The organism is Bacillus sp. NPDC060175, from assembly GCF_042728695.1.
Taxonomy (GTDB): Bacteria; Bacillota; Bacilli; order Bacillales; family Bacillaceae_G; genus Bacillus_A.
Genome location: NZ_JBHWYR010000062.1, coordinates 13,501 through 29,962, shown reverse-complemented (window position 1 = coordinate 29,962; position 16,462 = coordinate 13,501). Strand labels below are relative to the sequence as shown.

The 16,462-nt window shown below is 35.2% G+C and carries 16 protein-coding genes, 1 pseudogene and 1 riboswitch; of the genes and pseudogenes, 2 read left to right on the top strand and 15 right to left on the bottom strand.

The features are described 5' to 3' along the window. Nucleotides 1–93: 93 nt before the first annotated feature. The 11 genes and pseudogenes from ACFWDE_RS23680 to ACFWDE_RS23630 form a co-directional block, all read right to left on the bottom strand. Nucleotides 94–551 (bottom strand): annotated as a pseudogene (locus ACFWDE_RS23680) (glycosyltransferase family protein); the annotation flags it as partial. A gap of 272 nt (nt 552–823) precedes the next feature. Next, complete coding sequence (gene mntA / locus ACFWDE_RS23675) at nt 824–1,759, bottom strand: manganese ABC transporter substrate-binding protein/adhesin MntA (protein WP_377895082.1); 936 nt, start codon at nt 1,757–1,759, stop codon at nt 824–826. 17 nt (nt 1,760–1,776) lie between these two features. After that, nucleotides 1,777–2,643: a metal ABC transporter permease gene (locus tag ACFWDE_RS23670; RefSeq protein WP_002165479.1), complete on the bottom strand. Its 867-nt coding sequence runs from the start codon at nt 2,641–2,643 to the stop codon at nt 1,777–1,779. Then, nucleotides 2,640–3,389 carry a metal ABC transporter ATP-binding protein gene (locus ACFWDE_RS23665; RefSeq protein WP_377895080.1) on the bottom strand — a complete coding sequence of 250 codons (750 nt, stop codon included), beginning with the start codon at nt 3,387–3,389 and terminating at the stop codon, nt 2,640–2,642. Before ACFWDE_RS23665 ends, ACFWDE_RS23670 begins: the two co-directional genes overlap by 4 nt. A gap of 373 nt (nt 3,390–3,762) precedes the next feature. Next, nucleotides 3,763–4,362 carry a DJ-1/PfpI family protein gene (locus ACFWDE_RS23660; protein ID WP_377895077.1) on the bottom strand — a complete coding sequence of 200 codons (600 nt, stop codon included), beginning with the start codon at nt 4,360–4,362 and terminating at the stop codon, nt 3,763–3,765. Nucleotides 4,363–4,412: 50 nt separating this feature from the next. After that, nucleotides 4,413–5,396: a phosphotransferase gene (locus tag ACFWDE_RS23655; RefSeq protein ID WP_377895075.1), complete on the bottom strand. Its 984-nt coding sequence runs from the start codon at nt 5,394–5,396 to the stop codon at nt 4,413–4,415. A 279-nt stretch (nt 5,397–5,675) separates the two neighbouring features. Next, the gene (gene arsC, locus ACFWDE_RS23650) at nt 5,676–6,080 is read right to left on the bottom strand and encodes an arsenate reductase (thioredoxin) (RefSeq protein ID WP_377895072.1); all 405 of its coding nucleotides are present in this window, start codon (nt 6,078–6,080) and stop codon (nt 5,676–5,678) included. 26 nt (nt 6,081–6,106) lie between these two features. After that, a complete protein-coding gene (gene arsB, locus ACFWDE_RS23645; RefSeq protein ID WP_264538685.1) occupies nt 6,107–7,147 on the bottom strand; it encodes an ACR3 family arsenite efflux transporter in 1,041 nt (346 codons plus the stop codon). Nucleotides 7,148–7,165: 18 nt separating this feature from the next. Beyond that, nucleotides 7,166–7,603, bottom strand: a complete 438-nt coding sequence (locus ACFWDE_RS23640) for an ArsI/CadI family heavy metal resistance metalloenzyme (RefSeq protein WP_377895071.1) — start codon at nt 7,601–7,603, stop codon at nt 7,166–7,168. 60 nt (nt 7,604–7,663) lie between these two features. Beyond that, a complete protein-coding gene (gene arsR / locus ACFWDE_RS23635; RefSeq protein WP_289399268.1) occupies nt 7,664–7,969 on the bottom strand; it encodes an arsenical resistance operon transcriptional regulator ArsR in 306 nt (101 codons plus the stop codon). Between the two features lie 269 nt (nt 7,970–8,238). Further along, a complete protein-coding gene (locus tag ACFWDE_RS23630) occupies nt 8,239–9,003 on the bottom strand; it encodes an SDR family oxidoreductase (protein ID WP_377895069.1) in 765 nt (254 codons plus the stop codon). Between the two features lie 167 nt (nt 9,004–9,170). Here ACFWDE_RS23630 and ACFWDE_RS23625 point away from each other — a divergent pair, with 167 nt between their 5' ends. After that, nucleotides 9,171–9,611: an Lrp/AsnC family transcriptional regulator gene (locus ACFWDE_RS23625; protein ID WP_377895068.1), complete on the top strand. Its 441-nt coding sequence runs from the start codon at nt 9,171–9,173 to the stop codon at nt 9,609–9,611. A 144-nt stretch (nt 9,612–9,755) separates the two neighbouring features. Here the strand turns inward: ACFWDE_RS23625 and ACFWDE_RS23620 are convergent, their stop codons facing one another. Then, a complete protein-coding gene (locus ACFWDE_RS23620; RefSeq protein ID WP_377895066.1) occupies nt 9,756–10,961 on the bottom strand; it encodes a M20 family metallopeptidase in 1,206 nt (401 codons plus the stop codon). Nucleotides 10,962–11,050: 89 nt separating this feature from the next. Then, nucleotides 11,051–11,155, bottom strand: a riboswitch (SAM riboswitch). 75 nt (nt 11,156–11,230) lie between these two features. Further along, the gene (locus tag ACFWDE_RS23615; protein ID WP_377895064.1) at nt 11,231–13,540 is read right to left on the bottom strand and encodes an AAA domain-containing protein; all 2,310 of its coding nucleotides are present in this window, start codon (nt 13,538–13,540) and stop codon (nt 11,231–11,233) included. Between the two features lie 111 nt (nt 13,541–13,651). On the opposite strand from ACFWDE_RS23615, the gene ACFWDE_RS23610 reads away from it, so the two are divergent. Next, nucleotides 13,652–14,044, top strand: a complete 393-nt coding sequence (locus tag ACFWDE_RS23610; protein ID WP_377895062.1) for a VOC family protein — start codon at nt 13,652–13,654, stop codon at nt 14,042–14,044. A 290-nt stretch (nt 14,045–14,334) separates the two neighbouring features. Here the strand turns inward: ACFWDE_RS23610 and ACFWDE_RS23605 are convergent, their stop codons facing one another. Both ACFWDE_RS23605 and ACFWDE_RS23600 read right to left on the bottom strand, forming a co-directional pair. Beyond that, entirely contained in the window at nt 14,335–15,708 is a 1,374-nt protein-coding gene (locus ACFWDE_RS23605; protein ID WP_377895060.1) for a sensor histidine kinase, read from the bottom strand. Then, nucleotides 15,705–16,379: a response regulator transcription factor gene (locus ACFWDE_RS23600; protein WP_377895058.1), complete on the bottom strand. Its 675-nt coding sequence runs from the start codon at nt 16,377–16,379 to the stop codon at nt 15,705–15,707. Before ACFWDE_RS23600 ends, ACFWDE_RS23605 begins: the two co-directional genes overlap by 4 nt. Between the last annotated feature and the right edge of the window lie 83 nt (nt 16,380–16,462).

Genomic DNA, 16,462 nt, shown 5'->3' with positions numbered 1-16,462 from the left:
TTTTTATAGAATGCGAGAGTTAACTCTAGTTGAAAGCACTAAACGCTTAACTTCATGTTTACCAATGCTAATATATTTAAGTTAATAATTAGACTACATCTTCACGCCCATGAAATTAATATAGTTTAATAATTGTAGCATTCGTTTATCATATGTGTGATTTTTCAAAGTCCTATCCAGCCCATTTTTTGCTATACGTTTTCTTTCTTGTACATGTTCCAAATAATACTCCGATGCACTATAAAAAGTTTCTATTTCGACACCTGGTGTATAATGCTTTGATACATCTGGGCGTATATCAGTTAATTGAAAAGAACCTACGGCATTAATTTCAAACGTCCTATTATTTACTGAATATGCTTGGATATTTACAGAATTACAATTCAATTCCTGATCACTTGGTGAACGATGTAAATTTATATTGATTTTAGTAGATACGTAAAATTGTAACGCATCTTCATACTTAGCAAGCGCAAGAGTTGTATTTTATCCTTTAATCTTTCATAATTCTTTAAATTCTCCCAACCAAATCCTACAATATTAGCAGTCTTTATTCATTTTAGTGACCTCTTACTTTACATGTATAAGCACCGTTTATGTCCATTATGTTGAACTTCCCTCATTTTACAGGCTAATGGGATTTTTGAAGGTGATGCTTCTTGTAATATTGTTTCATCTTCTTTAGAAGCTGTTACGAAGCGAATATAACTAAGATATATTCAGCCAAATTATTAATAAACATGATACTTAAAAGAAAGAGCCAATTCACATGAGTTGGCTCTTTCTGATCTTATAGAACTTCAATAGTTACACTAGCTAGATTTTATTTTTGTAACCCATTAATAATTGTATCTGTATTCCATTTCATCATTTTCAAGTAAGTATCTCCATCCTCACCTGATTTACCTAGTGAGTCTGTAAAAATTGTCCCTGCAATCGGCACGTTTGTTTCTTTTGAAACAGTTTCCATGCTACGTCGATCTACACTTGTTTCAACAAATAAGGCTGGCACTTTGTTTGTTTGAATTACACCTACAACATCTCTAATTTGATCTGGAGTACCTTGGTTTTCCGAGTTAATTTCCCAAATGTATCCCGTCTTAATGTCATATGCTTTTCCAAAGTATTTAAAAGCACCTTCACTAGAGATTAAAAAACGTTTTTCCTCAGGGATTTGATGAATTCTATTCACTGTCTCATCGTGTAACTTTTGAAGTTCTGCTACATACTTGTCGGCATTTTTAGTATAGAACTCTTTATTTTTAGGATCTTCTTTAATTAATGCCTTTTTCACATTTTCAGCATATAAAATACCATTTTTAATATTCATCCATGCATGTGGATCTGGTTCTTTTTCTAATCCCTTAGTTTCTAAATAAATAGCCTCTACACCTTCACTTACTTTATAAACCGGTGCATCTTTTTCTGATTTGTTTGCAGTTTTCAATAGTTTTTTAAACCATGCTCCGCCCTCTTCTAGGTTTAATCCATTGTAAAACACCATATCTGCATCAGTCATTTTCATAACATCTTTTGGTAGTGGATCATATTCATGCGGGTTAGCCCCAATTGGAACAAGACTATGAATCTCAACTTTATCTCCGCCAATTTGCTTCACCATATCATATATAATGGAGTATGTAGTTACAACTTTTAATTTTCCACTACCCTCTTCTTTTCCATTTGTGTTACTAGAACACGCTGTTAATGCAAATACGAAAATACAAATCACCGATAATAAAACATTTTTAAATTTCATTTTTATCCTCCAATCAATTATGACAACTCTGCTCTATTTTTTCTAATTTTGATAGCTCTCCAAAACAAACCTTGTGACGGTGAGAAAAAGAATGCCAATGCGAACAAGAATGTTGCGACAAGAACAATTGTTGCACCTGAAGCAAGATTATAAGAGAAACTAAAATATAGCCCTACTACAGATGAAAGTGCACCAATACCTGCAGCTAAATAAATCATGACCCATAAACGATTTGTTAATAAATACGCTGTAGCCGCTGGTGTAATAAGCATAGCGACAACTAGAATAATCCCTACAGTTTGAAGTGATGCTACTGTAACCATTGTAAGTAGAATCATTAAGCCATAATGAATCCATTTGTTCGGTAATCCGTAACTTTGCGCCATCGTTGGATCAAAAGTGGATACGAGTAATTCTTTGTAAAACAACATCACAAGCCCAATAATGACCACTCCGATAATAAGTGTCATCCACATATCAGAAGAACGAACTGATAGGACATTTCCGAATAAAATATGATACAAATCAGAACTACTCTTCATAAACGTAATTAAAATAATCCCTATAGCAAATACAGATGTGAACATAATCCCTATCGCCATATCATGTTTAATTCTACTATTTTGACTTACAAATCCAATTCCAACTGCAGTAATAACACCTGTTAAAACCGCTCCTATGAAATAATTCATTCCAATCATATAAGAAAGCGCTACTCCTGGAAGAACAGCATGTGAGATGGCGTCACCCATTAATGCCATACCTCGTAAAATAATAAAACATCCTATTACACCACAAATAACTCCTACCATAACGGAAGTTAATAACGCCTTCTGCAGAAAACTGTACTGCGTTAATGCATCTATAAATTCTACAATCTTCATGAGGAATGTACCTCCGCTGCATTATTAAACAATATTCCTTGATTTACATATGCCTTTGACATAACGGTTGGTTCTAATACTTGTCGTACTTCTCCGTAATGAATTAAGCTTTTATTCAATAATAGTAATTTATCAAAATACGATTCTGCTTTACTTAAATCATGATGTACAACGACAATTGTTTTTCCTTCTTTACGTAATTCTCTCAGAATTGTAATGATTGTCTCTTCACTCGTTACATCAATTCCAACAAACGGCTCATCTAAAAAGAATATCTCCGCCTTTTGTGCTAAAGCTCTCGCCAAAAAGACACGTTGTTGTTGTCCACCTGAAAGCTCACCAATTTGACGGTTTTTAAACTCTTCCATTCCGACTTTCTTTAAGCATTCAAATGCCCAATCCCGCTGCTCTTTCTTCGGTCTTTTCATCATACCTAAAGATGGATACGTTCCAATTAACACGACATCTAAAACTGTAATCGGGAAGTCCCAATCTATATCACTTCTTTGCGGTACATATGCAACACTCTTTCTAACGCTTCGAATATCTTCTCCAAGAATTTGAACATATCCCTTATCATTTGGAATTAAATCTAATACAGCTTTCATTAAAGTAGATTTTCCCGCTCCGTTTGGACCAATAATTCCAACGAGTTTTCCTTTTTCAATTTCAAAGGAAACGTTTTGAACTACTTGATTCCCTTGATAGGATACAAACAAATCTTTGACGATTATAGCCTCACTCATTTTTTATGTATTACCCCTTCTTTTTTTCGTTAATATAATTATTTTGCACAAAGGCAACTTTCGAACAAAAAAATATAATATGAATGTAAATTCACACCTAAGTTTCCTTGAGGAAACTTTTTTATATGAGTCAAATTATATAAGCCTAATACAAATTTGTAAACTACTTTTTACTAATTTATGAATATATAATAAAAATCATTATCACTATGAAACAAAATACATTATCCATTCTATGATCTTCTGGAAAGGATATTACTGTAAAAAACGGCAATATAGTGTATAAACGAAAGAGCCTACTCGTATGAGTTGGCTCTTTCTCTTTTAGAACATGTAATACGCTCTACAGCAAAAAACTATGATTAAAGTCAAATCACTTCCAAACAACACCTCGCCTCTCGTATTCCATTCTATATTCAACAGCAGCTGCAATTTTGGGACTTGCAAACCTTTCCGTGATCCAAAGACCTAAATCAATTCCTGAAGTAACTCCCCTTGCAGTAATAATATCGCCTTGATCCACAATTCTGTAATGAAGAAGTTCTGCTCCATATTTACTAATTTCATCCTGCGCCAAATGATGCATTGTTGCCTTTTTATTATTCAATATACCGGATGCAGCTAGTAACATACCTCCTGTACAAACTCCAGCAACAATCGTACCTTCGTTGTGCATCTCTTTAATCATTTCGGTCAGAGTTCCAAGCTCTGCTTGCTTTCGTGCTCCATGTTCAGCTTTATGATTCCAGCCACCACCTGGCACAATTAACAAATCTGGACGATTATCCATTCGTAAAAAATCATTTAATTTAACCGTAACTCCAAACGAGGTAGTAACCTCCTGCTTCGGTTCACTCGAAACGAATTCAACCGTAAATGTAGCCCCTTCTTCTATCGCTCTTTTGAGTACCTCAAACGGCGTGAAAGAGACAATCTCTCCGAAACCGTTAAACAATACAATTTGTATTTTCATTTTGAACACCTCATATGTTTTGTTTTATAAATCCCAAAAGAGAAAAAATGTTATCTACAAATTAACAATGAAGACAACCTTCCTCCCCTTACTCTATAAACTTTCAAATGTTCCTCTAATCCTCTCTCATCATCTAACACACTTAACGTTTTCTTCACAAAATTCCAATTCAAACTACCGGATAACCATAATAATGAAGAAAGTCTTTTGTAATCATTTGAGTTTACAATATTATAAGCCTTATACCCTTCTAAAAATGCCCTAGCAACACTTGAACATACTTCATGAGACTGTATTCCTTCTGTTCGGGAATACCACTTTATTAAAAAGGCTAACCCTTCAATACGATCAACATAACTAATAGATTCAAAATCTACAATTCCTTTTACCTGTTGACTTGAGCACCATAAAACATTCAAAGGATTTAAGTCTGTTTGTACGATAAACTCTAATTCACTCGTATATGCGCACTCTATATGATATTTAGCAAGATCTATATACTCCCGCAATTCCTTACATGCGCTTGCCTTACTTTCTAACATATTAATAAACTCAACATACCCATCCAAATGAGATTTCTTTTGAAAAATCGAACTTTGAAATGCACTAGAAATATCTTGAATCTTTCTTGCTTCCTTTCCAAATGCTTCTGCGATAGCTTCTGTACAAAGTGTAATATGTTCTCCTTCAATCCAATTAGACAATACAAATCGGTACTGTTTATCATTCCAAGTGAAAAACGTAAATGAATCTCCTGCCCTATTCTTGTTAATTTGCATAAAAGGAATCCCCTGCTCGCGTAAATAATACGTATACCGTACTTGCTCTTTCAGTTGTTCGTTTGATAACGCCTCAAAAACTGGATTAATTGTTCGCTTGCTATTCATAAACCGTGCGGAATATCGCTTTCCATTCACCATAATTTTATAGTGTAAATCTGTATTCCAACTATTATTATGTAATTCTTCTTCCACTGCTATTGAATGAATTTCTTTAAAATAATTCATTAATAAGTCTTTTATTATGTGTTTCATCCTTTTTTCCTTTCATGTGAAAAAATTTTTATTACACGCTATTTTTTATGATTACTATCTCGATTACTCTAAAAACCAAAATTTTATTCATCGTTAATTACCAATAGTGTTTTTTTCTATATATAAATTTAATAGAGGCAGACTACCATTCTAACTATATCATTCTTACATAATATTCTGCATTCGTTGAGATAGTTGTTGTAAACCAATGCAGTAGTGACTATGTATAGAAAAAAGAGCCAATCCCCTATACAATAGAAGATTGACTCTTTCCTTTATTTATTCACCTGTTTCAGAAAATCGTTGAATTCGTTCACCGATTTCATCGCGAACACGTTGAAACTCAGGCCACTCTTTTCCCGCTGGATCATCAAACCCCCAGTGAACACGATTTACGTGCGGAGGTGTCGAAGGACAGACAGAATCTGCGTGACTACAAAGAGTAACGACTAAATCGGCATTATTTAAAATAGTTGAATCAATCATATCTGATTTTTGATTTGTTATGTCGATATTTACTTCATTCATTGCTTTAATAGCATTTGGATTCACTCCATGTGCTTCAATGCCTGCAGAATATACATGCCACTTGTCTCCTAGGTATTTCTTCCCCCAGGCTTCTGCCATTTGGCTTCGGCATGAATTTCCTGTGCATAAAAAGTAGATTGTCTTTTTGTTTTCCATGTTGTTTTCCACCTTTGTTTTTAAATTTAGACTGGTTGGTCATTAAAATATTTACGTTTAAACCAAAAAGCGACATTTACAAGTGCAATCATTACAGGTACTTCAACTAACGGTCCGATAACGGCTGCGAATGCCGCACCGGAATGAATACCAAACACACCAACTGCTACAGCAATCGCTAATTCAAAGTTATTGCTACCTGCTGTAAATGCTAACGTTGTTGTCACCGGATAGTTTGCACCAATTTTTTTTCCCATAAAGAAAGAAACAAAAAACATCACAATAAAATAAATGAATAACGGAATTGCTATTCTTACTACATCAAATGGTACACTAATAATCATTTCCCCTTTTAAAGAGAACATAACGATGATCGTAAATAGCAATGCAATTAGCGTAAGTGGACTAATCTTAGGTATAAACACCTTTTCATACCACTGTCTTCCTTTTAACTTTACGAATACAAATCGTGTCAACATACCTGCAATAAAAGGGATTCCTAAATAGATAAATACTGATTTCGCAACTTCTGCCATTGTAATACTAACAATAGCCCCTTCAATTCCTAACCATTCCGGGATTACTGTTACGAACACGTATGCATAAACTGAGAAGAACAACATTTGGAATACCGAATTAAAAGCAACTAAACCAGCTGCATATTCTTTATCACCATCAGCTAGATCATTCCAAACAATTACCATTGCAATACAACGTGCTAAGCCAATCATAATGAGTCCGACCATATATTCTGGTTTATCAGGAAGAAAAATAATGGCTAAAACAAACATAAGTACCGGACCAATAATCCAGTTTTGTACTAAAGATAAAACTAACACTTTTACATCTTTAAATACCCGCCCCATTTCCTCATAACGAACTTTCGCCAATGGTGGGTACATCATTACAATTAAACCAACAGCAAGCGGAATAGACGTCGTGCCAACTTGTAATGTATTCAGACCGTCTACTACACTAGGAAACACAAACCCTAAACCAATCCCAACAGCCATAGCTAGAAAGATCCATAGTGTTAAATATCGATCTAGAAAAGATAAACGTTTCATTTTATTTTCCATCTCCTATTAACAACAAGAATTTTTATCTACCTCATTAGAAGTCGTGCAACAAGATGACTCTTCAATTTTATGAACATCACTATCTGCTTTGGTATAAAAGAATTCCCACTCGTTCCCATCAGGGTCCGTTACCCAAAACTTATCTTGCACTGCATAGCAACAAGTAGTATCCATCTCATCACGCGCAAAGAAACCTTCTTTTTCTAATCTTTCTTTATGTAATATAATTTCTTCAGCTGTATCCACTTGGAAACCAAAATGATTCACCTGATTCCCCTTCACTTCATCTCGTACATTAAGTGTAAAATTAAGCCCCGGGCTTTCTAATAAAAATTTTGCATAATCTGTTTTCACTTTAACTGGTGACACACCAAATACCTTTTCATAAAATTCAATAGACTTATCTAAATTAGTAACATTTATACCGACATGAACATATCTCATAGTTAATCCTTCTCCTTTACATACTATTAATCAATTTTTTTTGATTAATAGCGTAAAATTTTAACAACAGCTACCTTTTCCTGTTTTTCTAAAAACACAGCACAATTCTTCTGATAATAAATTATTAACTTCCGCATCATTTAAATCATAATAACTCCACGTACCTTTTGTTTCTTTTACAATTAAACCGGCATCTAATAAAATCTTCAAATGATATGACAACTTAGATTGTGTCATTTCAAAAATCTCTGTTAAATCACATACACACGTCTGTCCTCGCTGGCAAAGTTCATACATAATCTCTAAACGTTTCTGATCAGCCAACGCTTTGAATTTTTTCTCATATAGCTGAAAATCTTGTGCCACTATAATTCACTCCCTTTCATCAAGTTTTTTTGATATTTATAGTATATACGCTGATGAGTTCTTTATGCAACTGATTAATCAATTTTTTTTGATTAGTATAAACCAACTTCCTCTCATCATATCCGTGCCACCAGTAAAAAAGACCATAGCCTTTCCAAATATGAAAAACTACGGTTTTTTTTACAACTCAATAGTTAAAATATTTTCGAGAGGTGAAGTCTCTATAGCCATTAAATAATCTTAAGTTAATAATTATAGAGTGATTCTCCCTATAAACAAAACCCTCCAGAAACATCTAAAATCTGCCCCGTTACCCAACGACTATCAGAAGAAGCAAGGAACGCTACTGCATCTGCAATATCTTCAACTTGCCCTATTCGCCCGAAAACAGATGAATTCGTAGCAAAATTTCGTATTTCTGGATTATCTAGCAATTTCGCATTAATATCTGTCTTCGTATATCCCGGCATAATTGTATTCACTGTTATACCTCTTTCTCCAAGATGTTTAGCTAGAGGAAGAGTCATCGTATTAAGCGCACCTTTACTTAAACCGTATGCAATTGATCCTGTAAAACCAAGCCGTACTTCGGCTGACGAAATGTTAATAATGTGCCCTTCTGCTCGTAGTAATGGTAATGTTTGCTGAATTAAGAAGAACGGTGCCTTCATATTTACGGCCATAATTTCATCAAAAACTTCTTCTGTCGTATTTTCAATCGTTCCTTGTGTACCTATGCCTGCATTGTTTACTAAAATATCAATCTCTGATGTACCAACTCTTGTTTGTAATTCATTTTTTAATTGTTCTACTAGCTTTTTGACACCATCAATTGAATTGAGCTCAGCTTCAATTACGAACGCTTTTCCTCCATTAGATTCAATCTCACTAATCGTTTCATCTGCAGCTGTTTTATTTCGGCCGTAGTGAATCGCAACTAATGCCCCATCTTTCGTCAATCTCATTGCAATGGCACGGCCAATGCCGCGACTCGCTCCTGTTACTAACGCTACTTTCCCATCAAGATTTTTCATTTTTTCCATCCTCCCTAAATTTCCGTTTAATAAATCCTACACTTATATTTTTATTCAAATACCAATAATTTTAAATATAGATTTACAGGTAATTTAGTTAATTAACTTATGTTATTATAGTTATAATTTACTATTTACTTTAGAAAACAAAACAAGGAGGCTACACAATGCAAAACGCAGTAAAACTGGATGAAATCGATCATAAAATTATGAACTTGCTATATGAAAATGCGAGAATCTCTGTTTCAGAAATAGGACGAATTATATCAATGACGCAGCCTGCTGTAAAAGAACGAATTAACAAGCTTGAAGATCAAGGGGTTATAGCGGCTTACCGAACGAAATTTGAGCCTTCCAAAATTAATAAAAACATCCAAGCATTCATTATGTTCAAAACAAGCCAATGCTCTGATTTTATCCAATTTTGTAATGCTGCTCCTGAAGTAACAGATTTATATCGAATTAGCGGGGAGTTTAATTATATGATGAAGGTCATGAGCGATTCGATGGATTCTCTCGCTGTATTTTTAGATTCTTTAATGCAATTTGGATTATCGTCTCCTTTAATTGTTTTAAAGAGTGAATTTGAAGAGAAATTGTCGTTCTAATAAGAGGGTACTAAAGTAGAGGAGTAGCAGATATCAAGTTTATGTGGAAAAATTCTTTTATAATATAATAAAACCAGCCATAGGCTGGTTCTTTTTCCATTCAATTTCCTACTAAAAAATCCCGGGTATAATTCTCCTTCTTCCCTATCCCTGATTCCTCTGCGCCTCCCCAAACTCCTCCTTCACCTTCTCTAACAACCCTTCTTCGGTAATTAATCGATACGCTGTATTTGCTAGTGCTTTTGCCGATGTAATTAACGCTTTGTCTCCTAGTTCTGAACGTGCCGCTTCTCTAAATTCATTCGTATGAGCAATTAAGTCATCTGGACCGATTTTAATGTACGGATGGATTGTCGGTACGACTTGACTTACGTTTCCAGCATCTGTTGAACCGATTCCTACTCTTTCTTTACGGTTTACGTCTTCACCTAGTAATTCTAGTTCTTCGGCTACGACGTCATTAAATGTTTTTGTTACGAGTAATTCATCGATTTCATTTTGGAATTGATGAATTTTCACTTTTGTACCTGTTGCTAGTGCTGCTCCCTCTGCGATGTTTCTTACTTTTTCTGTTACTTCCGCACATCTTTTTCTCGTTGCTGCGCGGATGAAGAACCTTGCTGCAGCGTAGTCAGGAATAATATTAGGTGCTTTTCCACCCTCAGTAATGACACCATGAATTCTCACATCTGACGGAAGTTGTTGGCGAAGTGCGTTAATACCGTTATAGAGCTGAATTACCGCATCTAATGCGTTAATCCCTTCTTCTGGTGAAGCTGCGGCGTGAGCTGTTTTTCCGTAAAAATGAAAATCAAGTGGATCGACTGCTAGTGAAGGACTCGTCGTCGCTGTTTTTCCGCTCGGATGAATCATAAGCGCCGCATCAATGTTTTTAAATAAACCTGTCTTTACATAACTCGATTTTGCGCTACCATTTGGTCCGCCTTCCTCTGCTGGCGTCCCGAATACGACAACTTCTCCCCCAATTTCTTCAAGCGTTTCTGATAATGCGATTGCTGCCGCAACGCTAATTGTGCCAATTAAATTATGACCACACGCATGACCGAGTCCTGGCAAAGCATCATACTCAGCTAAAAATGCGATAACTGGTCCTTTTTTCCCTGAACTTTTCCGTGCGATAAAACCTGTTTCATGACCGGCTATATTATGCTGTAACTGAAATCCTGCACTACCTAGTAATAAACTTAACGTTCTTGATGCATAAAATTCTTGATTACCAATCTCCGGATTCGCATGAATATCGTGACTTGTTTGTATGTACTTTTCCTTATTTCTTTCTATACTCTCTTCAATTGTTTTTCTTTGTGACGTTATCCCTGTCGCTCCCATTTTTCTTCCTCCTTTTATTTTCACGTAAAAAAGCCTCTTTCTAAAAGATAGAAAGAGGCTTTGAAATATACATTCAAAAATGAGCTTCTTTCTTATCTTTCAAGTCGTACGCTTGCTGGAATTGGCACAGTATTCATACAGAATCCGCTGCCGAGGTTTCGTAGGGCCAGTCCCTCAACCTCTCGTGATAAGAATTTTCATAAAATTATATTAAATTATTTTTATTCTAAGTTTATTCCAAGTAAAAGTCAAGGAATTCCTATCTGAATTTACCGAATATCTAAAAACCCTTTTAATACGCCAATTGTTTCAGGTGCTTGCATTCTTGCACATATATACGGAAATTCCATACTACCTTCAAACATCATTTGCGATGTGAGCGGTGCCCCTGCCCAAAAAATTTCATCATCAATTACTATAAATGGGAATGCTTTATTTTGTCTTTGTAACTTTACGTTTTTTAATGGAACTGGTCCATCACTATAAACCGTTATTTGCGCATTTGTACGCATTAACGCTTGCCATACTCGTTTATCTACTTGCTTCGTACTTGGAAGTGAAATAATGATTTTTCGTTTTGCGGCTAAAATATCTTTTAATAGCCCTTTCGTTTCTTCAAGATTCATTTCCATAAACCAGCGTAATCGTTTCGATATTTTTCTCTCCCATAATTGTCTTGATGTCGTGCGATCATACACATCTCCGTGACGTTCTATATGAGCTGTTAATTGTGATAACGCTTGTTTTCTCGAAAGATTTTTACGCATATAATGGCAATCCGATAATTGAATGAACTTCCCTCTCGCTCTCGTTACTGCTACATTGACGAGACGATGGTTTTTATGGTCAAAGAATAGCACGCCAGGACGTTCTTGCGGATAACTATCCACTGTATCAAAGATCATCATATCTCTTTCAGAACCTTGGAACTTATGAACGGTTGCCGCTAATACTGGTATGTTTTGATATTTCGTTCTCTGTAACATTTCTCTAATACACGTTGATAAAAAGCGTGACTGTGCTCGGTACGGTGTAACTATACCAATTGATTGAACACCATCTAACAGTCCAATTAACATCATTTGCATCGCCACTAAACCAGACATAATATTAAAACGCGAACCTGAAGCAGCGTCTTTTAACGAAAATGCACCCATTAAGCTCGTATCAAATAAAACACTCGCCTCATTTGCGAACGGTTGTAGTTGCGCAAGTTCTTTACGCTCTGAAACAGACGGATGATCGTATACTCTATTTTTATAAATAAATGAGTTCGTAAACTTCGATATATCAGCATGCATACGTCTTTGTTCCTGCAACATAAAAAGGTTGGGATGTGCTTCTGATTTATTTACAGAATCAACAATCCCTGCATGATAAAACATATCTTCGCCGAGCCACTTTCGAACGAGTTCATGATTCGCCATCGCAATCGGAGGCAATTGTAAAAAGTCACCACAAACGACAATACGTTTTCCAAGAGAAGCAGCTAATGCGATTTGCGGAACATATGCCATACTCACTTCATCTACGACAACTAAATCAAATGTGCGCTCATAAATAAGCGAATCAATTGCACATTTCGATAAAGTCGCACCGATTACTTGCGCATTTTCAATATATTCTTTTTCTACTTCTTTAATTTTCGCTTTTTGCTTTCGAAGATCACTTTCAATCTCTTGTATACGCTTCTTATCAGCAGAAGTCGCTTTATATGATAAAATCTTTTCACGAAGATCTTGTCGTGTCTCTTCTAAATAAAGTCTTTCTTCTCCCCAAGATCCGTTCGTCGTTTCAACTAACTTCGATGCAAGTAACGTTTCATGATTTCGTATATGTTCATGTTGGCTAAAACCGTAACGGACGATTTCACCAGGTGTCCATTTCTTTTTCTTCTCAATTTGCTTCGTTACTTCACTCATTAATACGTCAACTGCCGCGTTACTATGAGCTAACACAAGTACCGATTTTCCTTTTTGATAATGAGCCGAAATAATACGTGATAAATTGTACGACTTCCCTGTTCCAGGTGGTCCCCACACATACGTTGTCGGATTGTAAAAAGAACGGTAAGCCAATTCATTTTTCGTATTTTTCATCTTTTCAAGGTGTTTCGGACTGCTCGTCCCATCAACAAGACGCTTTATACGATTACGTTTCAGCTTATCTTTATGTGCTTCTTTCAATCTCTCTTGCAGCTGTTCTAACAATTGCCACGGTTCACTGTATAAAACAGCTTCTCTTATTTCACCTTGTATATAATCATTTAATTTCAATTCGATTTCTAATCCATGTACAGATAATACTTCCCCCGTCGCTTCCTCACCATCGAACTCAATTCGAATCGGTGAACCTTCAGGTAAGCTTACTTCCGAAATAAGCTGAAATACGTATACTGTACTTTCATAATCTGTATATAAGAAACGACCGTTAATGATAGAAATTTTACTACCACCTATCGTTTTCCAATGTTTAATTTCATAAGCTAATGCATAATGCCACTCTTTCATCGTTTCCGATAATGAAGGAGTTTGAGTAGTTGTATTCATAAAATAAGCTCCTTCCGTCTCCCCAAACATACTTTCTCACTATAACATATAACGCTCTAAAATTTGTAAGGTTTTTACCTTGCTTATTTTCTCAATATTCAATATTATTTTATATATAATTTTCAGAAAGAAGGAGTACACATGCCAGTTAGAAGAATTGAACACGTCGGACTTATGGTTATAAACTTAGAAACATCTATTTCATTTTATGAAAAAGTAGTCGGCTTACAGCTTATTAAACGTATGGGGCACCCAAATCCAGACTTAAAACTCGCTTTTTTAGGTGTGGAAGAATCAAAGGAAACGATACTCGAACTAATTGAAGGCTACAACTCTTCCCTTCCAGCAGAAGGAAAAGTACATCACATTTGCTTTAAGGTAGATTCATTAGAAGATGAAATTGAAAGACTAAGAAAACACGAAGTAACATTTTTACTAGGAGAAGAAATCGAGACATTACCAGATGGAACACGTTACATATTTTTTGCTGGTCCTGATGGAGAGTGGATTGAGTTTTTTGAGACGGAGAGATAGAAAAGGATCGGGATTTTGATCGATTTATTTGTTATGCATATCTTTAGTGTAGTGGTAAAAATCTCAAACAATCACACTCACATACACTCTCTTAGCCCCTTAGCTTGATTCGATGTGGTGAGCCCTCTTTATGTAATCAATTTTTTTATAAAAATCTTATATATAACTAAAAAGAATAACTCCATTTTGATCACTCTTTTTCAAAATGGAGTTTTTGTATTTACTTTTAAATAAGGATTGAAGAGAGTTTTCTAACCAATCTTTATTCTGAAGCTACAGACGAGCATAAATTATGTTCGTTTTTCAATTGGTAGTTTAAATGTAAAAGTACTGCCTTCTCCTAATTCACTTTCAACGGTAATTTCTCCTCCGTGTAGTTCGACAATCCATTTTACCATCGACAATCCTAAACCTGTGTTTCCATTGTTTGAAGATGTTCTTGCTGCGTCAACTCGATAGAAGCGGTCCCATATTTTCGCAATATGTTGCTCGCTGATGCCTATACCATTATCGGAGACTTTACCTATTATGTTGGTTTCATCACGGAACAGCTGCATATTCACAATGCCGTTCGCTTTGCTATAAGTAATCGCATTCGTTAGCAAATTCATTAATAAACGCATCATCAATGTTTGATCTGCTTTAATAAACAGGTCTTCCTCTATATTAGTTGTTATATCAATCGAAGCTTCTTGAACCATTAATGAAAGCTCTTCTACAACGATTTCCGTTAATTCACTCATATTGATACATTCAAATTGAAAAGTATTATGCTTTCCTTGGTCAACTCGTGCTAATAATAAGAGTTGCGAGATTAAAGCGGACATTTTACGCGATTGCCTTAAAATTACTTCTAACGATTCTTCCAGTTCTTTCGGATTATTCCTCTGCGATAAAGCATATTCGCATTGCGAAATAATAACAGATGTTGGTGTTCTTAATTCATGAGATGCGTCAGATGTAAATTGTTTTTCGCTTTCGAATGATGTCTCCAATCGTTCAAACATTTTGTCAAAGGTTTGTGCTAAATGATACATTTCGTCTTTCGATGAACCTTGTAAATTAATTCTCTTCGAAAGGTCTTTACCATCACCAATTTTACTGGCTGAATCACTCATTTGTTGTACAGGTCGAAACGCTCTTTGCGTAATAAAATATCCTCCCACTGCCGCAATGAGAATAAGTAATGGAAATGAGATGAGTGTTACCACAATAATCGTATTCATGGTTGATGATAATTGATTCATGGTCATTATTCCACGAGCCCAGACTTGCTCATCGCCGCCTACATTATGGAGAAAATCATACACTATCCATTCTTTATTACCGTCTTTAATGGTTTGTATTTCATCGGATTTAAGCGATACCTTTTTATTAAAGCTTGTTGGAATATGTCCTGCCAGCAGCTCACCTTGCTTACTATAAATGAGGATATTCACTCCATCTTCTAAGGTTTCAAAATCATCGTCAATCTCTAACTGTCCATGCTTATATTCGATATCTTCAACACTTTCTTTTACTGTGCTCTTCAATTGATTTTTCATATTAAAAAGCAAAACTTTATCTGAAGAAGTTAAAATAAAAGCTAACACGAGTGCCATAATAATTACAATTAGCCCCGTATACCACAGGGTCACTCTCATTTTTATTGATAGTCTTTTCATGATTCTACTCGCAATACGTAACCAGTTCCTCGTACTGTATGAATTAACTTCGTTTCAAACTGGCTATCAATTTTTTTACGAAGGTATCTGACGTAAACATCAATAATATTCGAGCCACCTTCATAGTCGTAATTCCACACATGTTGCTCAATTTTATCTCGTGTCAACACAACTTCTTTATTACGAATCATATATTCTAAAATAGCAAATTCTTTACTGGAAAGATTGATAACTTGATCTCCCCTTGTTACTTTATGCATATTGCAATTCACCACTAGGTCAGCGATTTCAAACACATTAGATGCATTCCCTGTTTTTCTTCGCATCAACACTCGAATTCTTGCTAACAGTTCATCAAAAGCAAACGGCTTTACTAAATAATCGTCCGCACCTAAGTCGAGTCCTGTTACGCGATCATCAATTGTATCTTTAGCTGTAAGAAGCAAGACAGGAGTTGTATTATTGTCCGCGCGTAATCTTTGTAATACTTGTAAACCATCTATTCCGGGAATCATAATGTCAAGCACAATCAAATCGTAGGTAGCCATGCTTATATAATCCAAGGCATCTTCTCCACTCCCACATCCATCGACACTATAATATTCTGCATTTAATCGTTTTACCAATATATTTTGTAAGTCTTGTTCATCTTCGACAATAAGAACTCGCATTAGCATCCTCCTTTTTTTTATTCATATGTATCACTATAATTCCAAAACATTAAAGAAAGATTAGAAACTATTTAATTATATCA